Below are 15755 nucleotides of genomic sequence, written 5' to 3'. Positions count from 1 at the left end.
GGTCGCGAGTTGCCTTGTTGCCGTCAAGGGCGCGGTTCATTTGCCATCAGAAGTCCACCGACTTGATCAAGGGACAAGAGGGCACTGCAGGGAGTGAACACCTAGTAAAAATGCCAGGTTACGAGGTTGTTGGCCTTGAGTACTGTGTGGCTGTGCCCTGAACGAAGTGACTTCTGTTTTCAGGCGCTGAAGGTCGCGCAAACGGTCAGTGCGGCCATTTTTCCTCTAATGAAGAAAATTCGCCATGAAAGCAGATGACTTCCTGAAATACCTGATCAAGTACGAAAACGCAATCAAGAGTCCCGATGCGACTTCTTCCAGCGCCGACGATCCGCTGAACCCCTTGGTTATTGCCGACATGGACACAGAAGGACGCGAAAGCAGCGGCTTTGGTTGGAACGAACTTTCAGACCCTACCCGCCCCGCGCCGATGATGTCGCGATTGCCTAAGGTCGTTCGTGAGGGGGACGTTGTCAAACTGTTCTGGACGCTTACAGATCCTGTGGATCAGCCGCCGAAGGCCGACCCATTGGAGCCTCCCGTGCAACAGTACGAACTTGACTCGGGTACTGTGGAACGGGGGTGGCTGAGTTTCGCCGTGAAGAAGGGAGATCTGAACCTTCCAGCCGATCCTGATATTCCCTATCCGTATTACGGCTACCTCTATTACTCGCTCTATGATCAGCAGGCCGATGACACTCGCTATTCGGAATACCGCAAGGTACTGATCGACCTGCGTGTTCCCGGTGGCCTGGACCCTGATCAGGACACGCCGATCAATGAGTTCTTGACTGCACCCATTGTCGAGCCGGCAGTGATAGAAGATCCAGCAACCGTGGTAACGATCACTCTTCCCAAGTGGCGCTTCCAGCAAGAGGATGACCTGCCAACCCTGTTCTGGGGGGGGGTTCGACATACGCTGACCCGACTCACGGCCGGAGATGTAGACAAGGATTATGTTTTCCAGCTGCCCAGGGAGGTACTAGAAGAAGCAGGCAGCGGTGAAAGGCTCGAGGTGCAGTTCGAGGTCCGTGACCTGGTACAGAACTATTCACGCCCTTCCCCCATCGCGTACGTGAGGGTCGAAATTGACCCCAACGCCCTTGAGCATCCGAAGGTCAAAGGCGCAGAAAATCCGCCTTATGAGCTGGATCTGGATCCGCTCGCCGGCGGCGATGTGACGGTGGAAGTCCCGTTCTACACAGGCTTTGCAATTGGGGACGAGATTACCCTGCATTTCGTTGGACTGACTGCCGATGGGGTCGAGGTGCCCTATCATTGGGATGCCAGGACAGTGGCCACGCCGGGCGACCTTATCTTCCAAATGCCCTATGCCTACGCTGCCTTCGTGGTCAAAGGCACGGCGCGCGTGTTCTATGAGTCGAAACCCGCTTCAGGCGGGACGGCCAGACCCTCCAAAGTTCGGCGTATCAGTGTTATCGGCACAGTGGCCGAACTGCTGCCACCCGATGCCATTGAAGCAGTGGGTGACACTATCGATCTTGTCAACGTGACGGGAGACCTCTTCCATGTGCGCGTTCCGGCTTATCCGGGGCAGATGGTGGGCGACGTGGTGACCCTGACCTTGACCGGGCAACCCACCGACGGCTTGCCGCTGGTGGTCAGTGTTGAACTGACAGTGTCTGGCAATGGTGAATTGATTTTCGAGATTGCTGCGGAATATCTGCAAGTGTTGATCGATGGCTCGCTTACCCTGAGTTACACGGTGTTCACACCTGAGCTGAACATCACCCGCCGATCGACGCAGGATCCGACCTACCAGATCATTGACAGTGGTGCCCTGGAGCTTCCGGCACCCACCTGTGTTCAGGTGCAAGGCAGCGGTAGCGATGCATTCCTGCCATCCGATACGCCCACCGCCGTTGTAGAAGTGCCTGCTTCAGCGCCACTGCGCATCGGTGATGTGGTAACCCTTCGATGGGCAACGGCGTCCGGGACTATCCCGGAGCCTCATACAGAGACCAAAACGTTTGATCAGTTCCCGTTCACCTTCACAGTCACCAACGCCGACATCAGTCGCTTTGAAGACCTCGATATGTCGGTAACGTATTCCGTCGAGCGCAACGCTGCGTGATTCAAGAACTGTGTCCTTATGACTCTTTAAGAGTCATAAGGACTCTTTTTTGTTTGTGTCATTATGACTCTGTTTTCTTAAATTATTGATTTTGTTGGTTTTTATATCTGGCATGTTTATTGGAACAAGCAAGGCAACCATTTGAAGCCTTCAGGCTCAGGAGTCCTTGCAATGCTCACCACCGAACAACGTGCAATCATCAAAGCCACCGTCCCGCTGCTGGAGACCGGCGGCGAAGCCCTCACCACCCACTTCTACAAGCTGATGCTCAGCGAATACCCCGAAGTGCGCCCGCTGTTCAACCAGGCCCACCAGGCCAGTGGCGACCAGCCACGTGCCCTGGCCAACGGCGTGCTGATGTATGCCCGCCACATCGACCAGCTGGAACAGCTCGGCGGCCTGGTGGGGCAGATCATCAACAAGCACGTCGCCTTGCAGATCCTGCCCGAGCATTACCCGATCGTCGGCAGTTGCCTGCTGCGCGCCATCGAGGAAGTGCTGGGCAAGGACATCGCCACCCCAGAGGTGATCGCGGCCTGGGCCGCGGCTTATGGGCAGCTGGCCGATATCCTCATCGGTGCCGAGGAAGATCTCTACAAGCAGAAGGAAGTAGCTGCCGGTGGCTGGCGCGGTACGCGCGAGTTCCGCCTGGTGCGTCGCGAGCAGGAGAGCAGCGAGATCGTTTCGTTTTACTTCGCTCCGGTGGACGGCAAGTCGGTCCTGAAGGCCGAGCCGGGCCAGTACATCGGCCTGCAATTGTTCATCGACGGGGCCGAGCAGCGTCGCAACTATTCGCTGTCGGCGCTGTGCGACGGCAAGCATTACCGTATCAGCGTCAAGCGCGAGGCGGGTGGCAAGGTGTCCAATTACCTGCACGACGAACTGATGGTGGGCGATACCTTGCAACTGTTCCCGCCTTCAGGGGATTTCACCCTGGCGGCCAGTGACAAGCCGCTGGTTCTGATCACCGGCGGCGTGGGCATCACCCCGACCCTGGCGATGCTGGAGGCGGCGTTGCAGACCGAGCGGACGGTGCATTTCATTCACTGTGCGCGCAACACGGCGGTGCATGCGTTCCGTGACTGGGTCGATGGGCTGGCTGCGCGGCATCCGCAGCTCAAGCGTTATTACTGCTATGCAGAGGGGGAGGGCGCGCAGGGCCTGCTGAGCCAGGAGTTGCTGGGTGAGTGGCTGCCGCGCGAGCGCGATGTGGATGCTTACTTCCTGGGGCCTAAAGGTTTCATGGCAGCGGTAAAGCGTCAGCTGAAGGGGCTGGGGGTGCCTGAGCAGCAGAGCCGTTACGAGTTCTTCGGGCCGGCGGCCGCCCTCGAGTGATGTATTGACTGTGCCGGCCTCTTCGCGGGCAAGCCCGCTCCCAAAGTGACCGCACCCAGCCTGAAGCTGGCGCCGTACCTGTGGGAGCGGGTTTACCCGCGAAGAGGCCGACGCAGGTGTAGCTATATAAGGAAGAATGAACGGCGCCCTGGCACCTTTTCATCTTTAATCCTCCTTTAATCACGGTATCCTTCACTCCCGGGTGTCGAGGGGCTGGCCCCTGCACGGCACCCGGGCAGCCGCTTTTTACCGGCCGGCGTTGAACCGACGTCGCTTCTTCCGGTCAGAGCATCTCCGGACAGCCCTGCGCAGTGCTGTCCCGCCGCTTCCTCGACACGCTACAAGGCCAGCCCTGCGTGTAGACTTGCGCAAGGCAGGCGAAACACGCTGCCCACCATCCATCGAAGGAATCGGCAATGAACGAACTGACCTTGCGCCTGAATCGGGAACGGCGCTTTCTGGTGCTGCTGGGGCTGATCTGCCTGGCCCTGATCGGCGGCGCACTTTACATGCAAGTGGTGCTGGGCGAGGCACCGTGCCCGCTGTGCATCCTGCAACGCTACGCCCTGCTGTTCATTGCAGTGTTCGCCTTCATCGCCGCGGCCATGCCCGGCAAGCGCAGCCTGACGTTCTTCGAAGGGCTGGTGGTGCTCAGTGCGGTTGGTGGAATCGTTGCGGCCGGCAACCATGTGTATATACTCGCCAACCCCATGGTCAGTTGCGGCATCGATACCCTGCAGCCGATCGTCGACGACCTGCCCCTGGCCAAGCTGTGGCCGCTGGCGTTCCAGGTCGATGGCTTCTGCAGCACGCCGTACCCGCCGATTCTCGGCCTGTCGCTGGCGCAGTGGGCGTTGGTCGCGTTCGTGATGACGGCGGTCCTCGTTCCGTTGGGCATCATTCGCAATCGACGCCGGCCTTAGACATAAGTCCCGAATCCCGTAGGGTCTTTTACACGGGATGAGAAGAGCAAAAAGTCCTCGCCCGCTTGACATGAATCAACCTCAACGCCTTGCAGAACAAGGGTTGCAGGGCTGGCAAGCGGGGTGCGACAAACTGTCGCGAAGTTGATTTCCGGTGCGGTATTGTTACGCATTCTGTAAAGGACTGTTGCTCAATAAGTCATAGTCAAGGGTTGGCGACCTATCTACAATCGCCCCCAATTTCCGTTCGGCACTGCTTGCGAGTCGCAGGATTGAAGGAAGCCCCAGCGCTCCTTTTTGCTGACTTCGTCAAGTTTCGCCCAACGGCGATACCGGGCGGACCCCCCTCCGCGTTTTCCCGCACCAAATGGACTTGGTCTGAAGTACAGGCCTGTTGCCTACGAAACCATAAGCACCGCTAACACGCTTTGCGCCAAGGTCCTGCAGTCGGACCCCGGGCAGGAGCGAGTACGGGCGCGAAATGCCTCACTTGGCAGGACGAAGTGTTGGCTACCAAAACACAAATTGCATTGAAGCAAGCTGATCTAGAGGTCGTGAGATGAGTAAAAAGCGTTACCCCAGACTGTTTGGCATATTGCCCTTTTTAGGCATGCTTTTACTCAGTGGGTGCAACTGGACCCTGCTCGACCCGAAGGGCCAGGTGGGCATTGAGCAAAAGAACCTGATCCTGATCGCCACCGGCCTGATGCTGCTGGTGGTCATCCCGGTCATCATCATGACCGTGGCGTTCGCCTGGAAGTATCGCGCTTCCAACAAGGCCGCCACCTACACCCCCGACTGGTCGCACTCGACCAAGATCGAGCTCGCGGTGTGGATCATCCCGATCATCATCATCATCGCCCTGGGCTACGTCACCTACAAGTCGACCCACAAGCTGGACCCATACCGTCCGCTGGATTCCGACGTGAAGCCGATCCAGATCGACGTGGTCGCGCTGGACTGGAAGTGGCTGTTCATCTACCCGGAGCAGGGCATCGCCACGGTCAACAAGATCAACTTCCCGGCTAACGTCCCGGTCAACTTCCGCGTGACCTCCGACGCCGTGATGAACTCGTTCTTCATCCCGGGCCTGGGCGGCCAGATCTACGCCATGGCCGGCATGACCACCAAGCTGCACCTGATCGCCAACGAAAACGGCGAGTTCGACGGTATCAGCGCCAACTACAGCGGCGCCGGCTTCACTGGCATGAAATTCAAGGCCACTGCCACCTCCCAGGATGACTTCGACAAGTGGGTCGCCGAGGTCAAGCAGTCGCCGAAGAAGCTGGACAAGGCCGAATACGACGCCTTGACCAAACCAAGCGAAAACAACCCAGTCGCGCTGTATGGCGAGGCCTCGCCTGACCAGTTCCAGCTGATCGTCGACAAGTACGAAGGCATGAACCGCGGTCGTCCGAGCCACGAAGAAGCAGGCAGCAAAGATCTGGCCACCACCGAGTCGAGTGCGCAACCAGCTGCCGGTGCAGAGGAGTAAGAGATGTTCGGTAAATTAACCCTGGAGGCGATACCCTTCCACGAGCCGATAGTCATGGTGACCATTGCCATGATCGCGCTCGGGGGTCTCGCTGTCGTCGGTCTTATCACCTATTTCCGCAAGTGGACCTACTTGTGGACCGAGTGGCTGACGACTGTCGACCACAAGAAAATCGGGGTGATGTATATCGTCGTCGCGATGGTCATGCTGCTGCGCGGTTTTGCCGACGCCATCATGATGCGTACCCAGCTGGCTGCCGCCACCGGTGGCTCCGAAGGCTACCTGCCGCCTGAACACTATGACCAGATCTTCACCGCTCACGGTGTGATCATGATCATCTTCATGGCGATGCCGTTCTTCACCGGCCTGATGAACCTCGCGGTTCCGCTGCAGATCGGTGCACGTGACGTTGCCTTCCCGTTCCTCAACTCCCTGAGCTTCTACCTGCTGCTGGCAGGCGTGCTGCTGGTCAACATCTCGCTGGGCGTCGGTGAATTCGCCAAGACCGGCTGGGTTGCCTATCCGCCGCTGGCGGGCATCCAGTACAGCCCTGGGGTGGGTGTCGACTACTACATCTGGGCGCTACAGCTCTCGGGCCTGGGTACGACACTGACCGGCGTGAACTTCCTCGTCACCGTGATGAAGATGCGCGCACCTGGCATGAAGCTGATGGACATGCCGATCTTCACCTGGACCTGCACCTGGGCCAACGTGCTGATCGTGGCTTCGTTCCCGATCCTGACCGCTGCACTCGCACTGCTGACTGTTGACCGTTATCTGGACTTCCACATTTTCACCAACGAGCTTGGTGGGAACCCGATGATGTACGTCAACCTGTTCTGGGCGTGGGGTCACCCTGAGGTATACATCCTGATCCTGCCGGCCTTCGGCGTGTTCTCGGAAGTGACTTCGACCTTCTCCGGCAAGCGTCTGTTCGGCCACCACTCGATGATCTACGCATCGGGCGCAATCGCCGTTCTGGGCTTCGCGGTATGGCTGCACCACTTCTTCACCATGGGTGCCGGCGCCAGCGTCAACACCTTCTTCGGCCTGGCGACGATGCTGATCTCCATTCCGACCGGTGTGAAGCTGTTCAACTGGCTGTTCACCATGTACCAGGGCCGTGTGCGTTTCACCGCACCGATGCTGTGGACCCTGGGCTTCATGATCACCTTCTCGATCGGTGGCATGACCGGCGTTCTGCTGGCTGTTCCTGGTGCTGACTTCGTCCTGCACAACAGCCTGTTCGTGATCGCTCACTTCCACAACGTGATCATTGGTGGTGCGGTATTCGGCTACATCGCCGGCTTCGCCTACTGGTGGCCAAAAGCGTTCGGCTTCAAGCTGAACGAGAAGTGGGGCAAAGCTGCCTTCTGGTTCTGGATCTCCGGCTTCTACGTTGCGTTCATGCCGCTGTACGCCCTGGGCTTCATGGGCATGACCCGTCGTCTGAACCACTCCGACAACCCACTGTGGGAACCCTACCTGTACGTGGCCGTTGCCGGCGCCGTGCTGATCCTGTTCGGTATCGCCTGCCAGCTGATCCAGATCGTCGTTTCGATCCGCGACCGCGAGCAGAACCTGGACGTGACCGGCGACCCATGGGGCGGCCGTACCCTGGAATGGTCGACTTCCTCGCCACCTCCGTTCTACAACTTCGCCCACATGCCAGAGAAAGTTGGCCTGGACTGCTGGAACGAAGCTAAAGAAGCCGGTGTTGCCTACAAGGTGCCGGGCAAGTACGAAGCGATCCACATGCCGAACAACACCGCTACCGGTCTGTTCATGGGTATGTTCCTGACTGTCTTCGGCTTCGCGTTCATCTGGCACATCTGGTGGCTGGTCGGCGCGAGCCTGCTGGCAACCATCGCAGTCTTCGTTCGCCACGCCGCGCGTGACGACCAGGGCTACATGGTTCCGGCCGAAGAAGTGGCGCGCATCGAAGGCGAGCGTCTCAAAGCGCTGGCCAAAGCAGGTGCTCTGCCTGCCGGCGCACGTGTCGAATCGTTTGAACGGGTGTAATCAATGTCCAGTCAAGTAATCCACGGTGGCGCGCATGGTCATGACCATGCTCACGATGACCACCACCACGACTCGGGCCAGATGACCGTCCTCGGTTTCTGGCTGTACCTGATGACCGACTGCATCCTGTTTGCGTCGCTCTTCGCCACCTACGCGGTGCTGTCCGGCAGTTTTGCCGGCGGCCCGTCGGGTCACGACATCTTCCAGCTCGACTTCGTAGCTGTGGAAACGCTGTTCCTGCTGCTGTCCTCGATCACCTTCGGCTTCGCCATGCTGAAGATGTTCGCCGGCAAGAAAGCAGGCGTGCTGGGCTGGTTGGCCGTGACCTTCCTGTTCGGTGCAGGCTTCATCGCGATGGAAATCTATGAATTCCATCACCTGATCGGCGAAGGCTTCGGCCCGACCCGCAGTGGCTTCCTGTCGGGCTTCTTCGCCCTGGTAGGCACCCACGGTCTGCACGTGACCGCCGGCCTGATCTGGATGGCAATCATGATGTACCAGATCAGCAAGCACGGCATCACGCCGACCGCCAAGACCCGCATGAGCTGCCTGAGCCTGTTCTGGCACTTCCTCGACGTGGTCTGGATCTGCGTATTCACCGTCGTCTACCTGCTGGGAGTTCTGTAATGGCTAACGCACACGACACTCATCACGAAGGTAACCACGGCAGCGTCAAGTCGTACATGATCGGCTTCGTCCTGTCGATCATCCTGACCGCGATCCCGTTCGGCCTGGCCATGACTGGCAGCTTGCCGAAGAACCTGACCGTTCTGATCATCGTGGCCATGGCTGTGATTCAGGTCGTGGTACACCTGGTGTACTTCCTGCACATGGACCGCTCGAAAGAGCAGCGTTCCAACGTGTCGACGTTCCTGTTCACCGCCATGGTGATCGCTCTGCTGGTCGGCCTGTCGCTGTGGATCATGTTCAGCATCCACTTCGAAATGATGGCCAAGTGAGGTAAGACTGCATGTCCGTTAAGCACTTTATCCAAATCACCAAACCGGGGATCATTTTCGGTAACGTGCTTTCCGTGGCAGGCGGTTTCTTCCTTGCCTCGAAGGGCCATGTGGATTTCGCCCTGTTCCTGGCGGCGGTGATCGGTACTTCGCTGGTGGTAGCGTCCGGATGCGTGTTCAACAACTGCATCGACCGTGACATCGACCACAAGATGGAGCGCACCAAGAACCGCGTCATGGTCCAGGGCGGCATGTCGCTGACCCTCGCGCTGGTCTACGCCACCCTTCTCGGGGTGGCGGGCTTCAGCCTGCTGTACGTGCAGTGCAACCCGCTGTCGGCGTTCTGCGCACTGATCGGCTTCGTCGTCTACGTCGGTTTCTACAGCCTCTGGCTGAAGCGCAAATCGGTGCACGGCACCTTGGTCGGCAGCCTGTCCGGTGCCATGCCTCCGGTGATCGGCTACTGCGCCGTGAGCAACAGCTTCGACCTGGCTGCAGTGACCTTGCTGGTGATGTTCAGCCTGTGGCAGATGCCGCACAGCTTCGCCATCGCCATCTTCCGCTTCAAGGATTACAGCGCTGCCAACATTCCGGTGCTGCCGGTGGCGCGTGGTGTCCTCGCGGCGAAGAAGCAGATCGTGCTGTACGTGCTGGCCTTCGTGCTCGCCACCCTGATGCTCACCCTCGGCGGTTACGCCGGCCTCGGCTACCTGGCCGTGGCAGCTGCCATGGGCCTGTACTGGCTGTACATGGCCTGGGGTGGCTACAAGGCCGAGGACGACAGCAAATGGGCGCGCAAGGTGTTCGGCTTCTCCATCCTCACCGTCACTGCCCTGAGCGTGATGATGGGTGTGGACAGCCAGACCGCTGCGGACGTGCTGATGACCTACGCGCGCTGATCGAGGCGAGTGCTTCACCAAAACCCCGGCCTTGTGCCGGGGTTTTTTTATGGGTGTTTTCCTGTGCCGGCCTATTCGCGGGTAAACCCGCTCCCACAGGGTTATGCACATGCTGTGGGGTAGCGAGGTACCTGTGGGAGCGGGTTTACCCGCGAATAGGCCTGGCCTGAAAACGTAAATCTCTGATTTTCAAAAAATACATCTGAAAAGTTTTACTAAAACAGGAAATTGTCCTTTACAGGAATCCTGTTTCGGCACTATCTTCTGATCCAGGTCGCCGCAGCGGCCAGCGTCGCTCGGACGGTTCCGGGCGCTTACGTCTCCAGAGGAAACCATGGCCAATCCAGGTTCGCCGCGCCGCTTCGCGCGCATCGATCGTCTCCCGCCCTACGTCTTCAACATCACCGCCGAGCTCAAGATGGCCGCCCGCCGCCGTGGCGAGGACATCATCGACCTGAGCATGGGCAACCCCGATGGCGCCACCCCGCCGCACATCGTCGAGAAGCTGGTACAGGTCGCCCAGCGCGAAGACACCCATGGCTACTCCACCTCCCGCGGCATCCCGCGCCTGCGCCGGGCGATTTCCAACTGGTACAAGGAACGCTACGAGGTCGACATCGACCCGGAAAGCGAAGCCATCGTCACCATCGGCTCGAAAGAGGGCCTGGCGCACCTGATGCTGGCCACCCTCGACCAGGGCGACACGGTGCTGGTGCCCAACCCCAGCTACCCGATCCACATCTACGGCGCGGTCATCGCCGGTGCCCAGGTGCGTTCGGTGCCGCTGATCCCGGGCGTGGACTTCTTCAACGAACTGGAGCGGGCGATCCGCGAATCGATCCCCAAGCCGAAGATGATGATCCTTGGCTTCCCCTCCAACCCCACCGCCCAGTGCGTGGAGCTGGACTTCTTCGAGCGCGTGGTGGCCCTGGCCAAGCAGTACGATGTGCTGGTGGTGCATGACCTGGCCTACGCCGACATCGTCTACGACGGCTGGAAGGCCCCGTCGATCATGCAGGTGCCGGGTGCCAAGGACATCGCGGTGGAGTTCTTCACCCTGTCCAAGAGTTACAACATGGCCGGATGGCGGATCGGTTTCATGGTCGGCAACCCCGAGCTGGTCAGCGCCCTGGCGCGGATCAAGAGCTACCACGACTACGGTACCTTCACCCCGCTGCAGGTGGCCGCGATCGCTGCGCTGGAAGGCGACCAGCAGTGCGTGCGCGACATCGCCGAGCAGTACCGCCAGCGTCGCAACCTGCTGGTCAAGGGCCTGCACGAACTGGGCTGGATGGTCGAGAACCCCAAGGCATCGATGTACGTGTGGGCGAAAATTCCCGAGCAGTACGCCCATCTGGGTTCGCTGGAGTTCGCCAAGAAGCTGCTGGCCGAGGCCAAGGTCTGCGTGTCTCCGGGTATCGGCTTCGGTGACTACGGCGACGACCATGTGCGCTTCGCCCTGATCGAAAACCCGGACCGTATTCGTCAGGCGATCCGGGGTATCCGTCAGATGTTCCGGGCCGACGGCCTGGCGCGCAAGTAAGCGCCAGGTTGCAAAGCCAAGCCGCAGGGCATGCTCTGCGGCTGTCTGCGTGTGGCGGGTGTATTTCAGATCTCGGTCTAAAAGAATTCCAGATGCCAGTGAGCGGCTGCCCTGGATACGTTGCGCTCTACTTCAACGAGAGCAGCGAAAATGAGTGTATTGACGATCTACTTCTGCGGCACGTGTTCCAATCGATTCGATCAATTCAACCGCAAGTACTGGAATGGTGAGTTGATCTCGACCTTGGCCGGCCACGACCCAGGTCGAGAGTTTGTCGACTGGATCGTGATCGACGGCCCGGGCAGTGGCAACCTTCAGGCCGATGAGCTGTTCGTCAGGCCCGGTAACCACTCCAGGCGCTTGGGCAAATTGCTGGGGCGGGGCTGGAAAGAAAACGTGGCCCATGCATTGCAGGTCATCAAGGGCCAGAGCCTTTGGCAACGCGCCAAGCTCAGCGCAGCCGATCACGATCGGTTGAAGGCTGAAGGGATCGCGATCCCAGATGCAAAGAAAAGACATTTCTTCGCCAAGGATTTCGCTGCCCGCAAGGTGTCACCCCAGGCCCTGCAACAACAGATCATCAAACAGTTGCGGCCGTCCCGCTTTCCCACCCAAGTCAACCTGGTGGGCTGGAGCCGGGGAGGCATCAGTTGCCACATGCTGGCCAACGAGATGCTCGCCGACCCGCAGCTCATGTCCATCCCTGTCAACATCTTCGCCGTCGAACCTGTTCCAGGGCTGTTCAATGTGCAGGAAAAGCGGGTGAGCCTGGGGGCCAATGTCAGAAACTATGTGGGCTTCTATGCCCGCGATGAACGCTCGTTCGGTTTTGCCGGCGTGATTCCGACCATGACCTCCGGCACGCAAACGTACCTGTACCCACTGCCAGGGCGGCACGCCACGCTGGTGGGCGTTGCGGCGCTCAATGGCAAGTGCGGTGCCGGGGCACTCGTCGAGCCGGGTTTGATCGTCCGCCACACTGCCGAGGTATTCCTCGACAAGTGGGGCGTGAAGCTGGCAAAACGCTTGAACCTCAGTGACCGCGAGCTGGCAGACTACCTGTTCGCGATCAACAGCGATGATCACAAGTACCTCGCCATGCGTCGCCTGTCCTACACGCTGATCACGGAAGGAAGCAGCACCGAGCGCCTCTTGCGCCATGGCCTTGGCAAGATCGAGTTCAGCCATATGCTTGATCAGCGCCTGCCGCTCGCGATGCCATACAAGCTGAACCGCAGTTTTTCGCGAGGGTGACAAACCGGCGGATCGGCGGCGATCTTTTTTGCATCCCCCCTCTTCTCAGCTGCCTCGGCTTGGATTACAAATAGCGCCGCGGGCCCAGCCCCGATAACAACAACCTTCCCTCCGTGCCATCATGTCCGAATACAACCCTTGCCTTGACTGCGGCGCCTGCTGCGGGTTTTTCCGTGTGTCCTTCTTCTGGGGTGAATGCCAGTCTGCCGGTGGTGTAGTGCCGGATGACCTGGTGGTGCAGATAAACCCGACCCGGGTCGCGATGATTGGCACCGATGCCAAGCCATGCCGCTGCGTGAGCCTGAAAGGCGAGATCGGCAGCGAGGTGGCGTGCACCATCTACGCCAACCGCTCCAGCCCCTGCCGCGAGTTCGAGGCGTCGTGGGAGGGCGGTGTGCACAACCCCAGCTGTGACGACGCACGCGCGGCCTATGGGCTGCCGCCGCTGACTCCGCCTGGGGCAAATGAGCCGCATTGGCCGGATGATGGGGCCGAGGTGGCCTGATCGTTGCGCTGGCCTGCCGCGGGGTGCTTGAAGCCGGCACATGACGTTAAACTGTCATCTCCCCAGCAATGGACAGGAGATCCGGCGTGACCCCACCCCGCAGTTTCCCCACTGACCTCTGCCTCGACAGCCCGCGCCTGCAACTGCGGCCGATGCGCCACGCCGACGCCGCGCAATGGCTGGCGATCATGGCCGACCCCGAGGTCATGCGTTACTGGCACCACGCGCCCTGGCAAGGCCTGGCCGAAGCCGAAAGCGCCCTGGCCGCCGACCGCGAAGCCTACGCCAATGGCGACCAGCTCAAGCTTGGCATGTACCGCCGTGACAACGGCGAGCTCATCGGCATGGTCCAGCTGTTCAACATCGACGACCTGTCCCGCCGTGGTGAGATCGGCTACTGCCTGGCCAGTGCCGTGCAGGGCAGGGGCTATATGGATGAGGCACTGACCTGTTTCATCGACTACCTCGCCCACACCTTGCACATGCGCCGCCTGGAAGGCGAAATCGACCCGCGCAACCAGGGCTCGGCGCGCACCCTCGAACGCCAGGGCTTCGTCCTCGAAGGCACCTTGCGTGCCCGCTGGTGCGTGGCCGGCGAGCTGACCGACTCTGGCCTTTACGGCCTGTTGCTGGAGCCGCCAGTCGCATGAGCCTGGGCGCCCGCCTACCCGCTTTCTACCTGACTCTGAGCCTGGCGCTGTACCTGCTCAGCCTGGCCTTCGACGGTGCCCTGATGAGCGCCGGGCGGCACATGCCGGCGTTGCAGATGTTCCTGTACGGCCCGTGGGGTGTGCCGTTCGGCATGTTCCAGTGGTTCGCCAACCCGCTGCTGGCGGTGGCGATCCTCTGCCATCGACGCCTGCGGCGCCTGGCATTGCTGCTGGGCCTGGGCGCCCTGTACCTGGCCGCCAGCAGCTTCGGCATCGAACGGCTGCCAGACAACATCAGCTATGAATTCAGCGAGCGCATCGGTTTCGGCGCGGGCTTCTACCTGTGGCTGGCGGCGATTGCGGTCTTTTCAGCAGGCCAGGCCTGGCAGTGCTGGCGCGCCCGCAGCAGCGCCGACGTGCCAGCCTGGAACTGGCTGGATGTCGCACTGATCGCGGCATTGGCCGTGACTGCCTATGCTGCCACGCAGATGCCGGCATTGCAGTTCGAACCGGGCAAGGTACTGATGCCACCGGAACCGGTGCAGACGCTCTAGAGGAATGTGCGATGAACAAGCTTTACCTGATGTTCCTGGCCTGCTTCGCGCCGCTGGCACTGGCCGAAGACAATTCGCCCGCTTACAGCCGGTGCATGGACACCGCCTCCAGCACGGTGGCCATGAGCGCGTGCATCCAGGCCGAAAGCCAACTGCAGGATGCCCGCCTGAACCGCGTGTACAAGCAACTGATGGCCAAGCTCGAGGCCGGGCCGCAGAAAGGCTTGCGTGATGCCCAGCGGCAGTGGATCGGCTTTCGCGATGCCAACTGCAAGTTCCATGTCCAGGCCAGCGGCGGCACCCTGGCACAGCTTGAAGGCGGCATGTGCATGCTGGACATGACCCGTGAGCGGGCAGCGGAGCTGGAGCGCGTGCTCAGCCCGGGGCAGTGAGGCCGCAGCGTACCTCGACCGTGTGGCGCTGTCGCTCGACCAACTGGCCGATCGGCGACAGGTCCAGGCCCAGTTCGCCGGCCACCGAGAGGAACTCGGCTTCGCCTTCCGGGGCGACGGCCACCAGCAGGCCACCACTGGTTTGCGGATCGCACAACAGGTGCTTCTGCTCGTCGCTCAGCGTACCGAGCTTGTGCCCGTAGCTGTCGAAGTTGCGCAGGGTGCCGCCGGGGATGCAGCCCTCTGCCAGGTAATGCTCGATGCCTGGCAGGCGTGGCACGGCGGCGTAGTCCAGGTGCGCGGTCACGCCGCTGCCCTCGGCCAGTTCCACCAGGTGGCCGAGCAGGCCGAAACCGGTGACGTCGGTCATTGCCTTGACCCCGTCGAGCTTGCCGAAGCGGCTGCCCGGGGTGTTGAGGGTGCACATCCAGTCGCGCGCCAGGCCCTGGTCCTGCGCGCGCAGCTTGGCTTTCTTTTCGGCGGTGGTGAGGATGCCGATGCCCAGCGGCTTGGTCAGGTACAGGCGGCAGCCGACGGTGGCGGTGTCGTTGCGCTTGAGGTGGCGCTTGCCGACCACGCCGGTGACGGCCAGGCCGAAGATCGGCTCGGGGGCATCGATGGAGTGGCCGCCGGCCAGTGGGATGCCGGCTTCGGCGCACACCGAGCGGCCGCCACGGATCACTTCGCGGGCGACTTCCGGAGGCAGTACGTTGATCGGCCAGCCGAGGATGGCGATGGCCAGCAGCGGGTCGCCACCCATGGCGTAGATGTCGCTGATGGCGTTGGTGGCGGCGATGCGGCCGAAGTCGTAGGGGTCGTCGACGATCGGCATGAAGAAATCGGTGGTCGAGACCACCCCGCGCTCGTCGTCCAGGGCATACACGGCGGCGTCGTCGCGCGAGGCGTTACCCACCCACAGCTTCGGGTCGAGGGCCTGGGCGCCGCTTTCGGCGAGGATCAGGTCCAGCACCTTGGGGGAGATCTTGCAACCACAGCCGGCGCCATGGCTGTACTGGGTCAGGCGGATCGGCTCGCTCATGTGCACCTCGAAAACAGGGTCGATGTGTTGCGGCGATTGTAGCAAAGCTGGCCATTGCGCCTGCGCCTATACTTCCCACGGTCGGCGTGA

At 60.8% G+C, this 15755-nt stretch carries 15 protein-coding genes; 14 read left to right on the top strand and 1 reads right to left on the bottom strand.

What is annotated here, in order from left to right; translation table 11 throughout:
- Positions 1 to 244: 244 nt before the first annotated feature.
- The 14 genes from ACIP21_RS18090 (at position 245) to ACIP21_RS18025 (ending at position 14626) form a co-directional block, all read left to right on the top strand.
- On the top strand, positions 245 to 2095 hold the full coding sequence (locus ACIP21_RS18090) for a hypothetical protein (RefSeq protein WP_400690175.1): 1851 nt from the start codon (positions 245 to 247) through the stop codon (positions 2093 to 2095).
- A gap of 171 nt (positions 2096 to 2266) precedes the next feature.
- Positions 2267 to 3430, top strand: coding sequence for an NO-inducible flavohemoprotein (gene hmpA / locus ACIP21_RS18085; protein WP_400690172.1), 1164 nt, complete (start codon positions 2267 to 2269; stop codon positions 3428 to 3430).
- A 416-nt stretch (positions 3431 to 3846) separates the two neighbouring features.
- Positions 3847 to 4353, top strand: coding sequence for a disulfide bond formation protein B (locus ACIP21_RS18080; protein WP_400690170.1), 507 nt, complete (start codon positions 3847 to 3849; stop codon positions 4351 to 4353).
- 559 nt (positions 4354 to 4912) lie between these two features.
- Positions 4913 to 5848, top strand: coding sequence for a ubiquinol oxidase subunit II (gene cyoA, locus ACIP21_RS18075; protein WP_400690169.1), 936 nt, complete (start codon positions 4913 to 4915; stop codon positions 5846 to 5848).
- 3 nt (positions 5849 to 5851) lie between these two features.
- Positions 5852 to 7870 carry a cytochrome o ubiquinol oxidase subunit I gene (gene cyoB / locus ACIP21_RS18070; protein WP_400690167.1) on the top strand — a complete coding sequence of 673 codons (2019 nt, stop codon included), beginning with the start codon at positions 5852 to 5854 and terminating at the stop codon, positions 7868 to 7870.
- Between the two features lie 3 nt (positions 7871 to 7873).
- Entirely contained in the window at positions 7874 to 8497 is a 624-nt protein-coding gene (cyoC, locus tag ACIP21_RS18065) for a cytochrome o ubiquinol oxidase subunit III (protein WP_400690165.1), read from the top strand.
- Entirely contained in the window at positions 8497 to 8829 is a 333-nt protein-coding gene (gene cyoD, locus ACIP21_RS18060; RefSeq protein WP_400690163.1) for a cytochrome o ubiquinol oxidase subunit IV, read from the top strand. The genes cyoC and cyoD overlap by 1 nt, the downstream gene beginning before the upstream one ends.
- Positions 8830 to 8840: 11 nt before the next feature.
- Positions 8841 to 9728, top strand: a complete 888-nt coding sequence (cyoE, locus tag ACIP21_RS18055) for a heme o synthase (RefSeq protein ID WP_400690161.1) — start codon at positions 8841 to 8843, stop codon at positions 9726 to 9728.
- A gap of 334 nt (positions 9729 to 10062) precedes the next feature.
- The gene (gene alaC / locus ACIP21_RS18050; protein ID WP_400690159.1) at positions 10063 to 11271 is read left to right on the top strand and encodes an alanine transaminase; all 1209 of its coding nucleotides are present in this window, start codon (positions 10063 to 10065) and stop codon (positions 11269 to 11271) included.
- A 150-nt stretch (positions 11272 to 11421) separates the two neighbouring features.
- The gene (locus ACIP21_RS18045) at positions 11422 to 12525 is read left to right on the top strand and encodes a hypothetical protein (RefSeq protein ID WP_400690157.1); all 1104 of its coding nucleotides are present in this window, start codon (positions 11422 to 11424) and stop codon (positions 12523 to 12525) included.
- Between the two features lie 121 nt (positions 12526 to 12646).
- Complete coding sequence (locus tag ACIP21_RS18040) at positions 12647 to 13030, top strand: YkgJ family cysteine cluster protein (protein ID WP_400690155.1); 384 nt, start codon at positions 12647 to 12649, stop codon at positions 13028 to 13030.
- A gap of 86 nt (positions 13031 to 13116) precedes the next feature.
- Positions 13117 to 13680 carry a GNAT family N-acetyltransferase gene (locus ACIP21_RS18035; RefSeq protein ID WP_400690153.1) on the top strand — a complete coding sequence of 188 codons (564 nt, stop codon included), beginning with the start codon at positions 13117 to 13119 and terminating at the stop codon, positions 13678 to 13680.
- Positions 13677 to 14234 (top strand): hypothetical protein, encoded by a 558-nt coding sequence (locus tag ACIP21_RS18030; RefSeq protein WP_400690151.1) that lies wholly within the window; start codon positions 13677 to 13679, stop codon positions 14232 to 14234. Before ACIP21_RS18035 ends, ACIP21_RS18030 begins: the two co-directional genes overlap by 4 nt.
- A gap of 11 nt (positions 14235 to 14245) precedes the next feature.
- Positions 14246 to 14626 (top strand): lysozyme inhibitor LprI family protein, encoded by a 381-nt coding sequence (locus ACIP21_RS18025; RefSeq protein WP_400690150.1) that lies wholly within the window; start codon positions 14246 to 14248, stop codon positions 14624 to 14626.
- Here the strand turns inward: ACIP21_RS18025 and selD are convergent.
- Positions 14610 to 15665 (bottom strand): selenide, water dikinase SelD, encoded by a 1056-nt coding sequence (selD, locus tag ACIP21_RS18020; protein ID WP_400690148.1) that lies wholly within the window; start codon positions 15663 to 15665, stop codon positions 14610 to 14612. The two genes, ACIP21_RS18025 and selD, sit on opposite strands and share 17 nt — an antisense overlap.
- Positions 15666 to 15755 lie beyond the last annotated feature (90 nt).

Source organism: Pseudomonas sp. NPDC089401, assembly GCF_044749485.1.
GTDB lineage: Bacteria > Pseudomonadota > Gammaproteobacteria > Pseudomonadales > Pseudomonadaceae > Aquipseudomonas.
The sequence above is the reverse complement of the archived record's forward strand: the minus strand, read 5'-3'. Positions and strand labels throughout refer to the sequence as shown.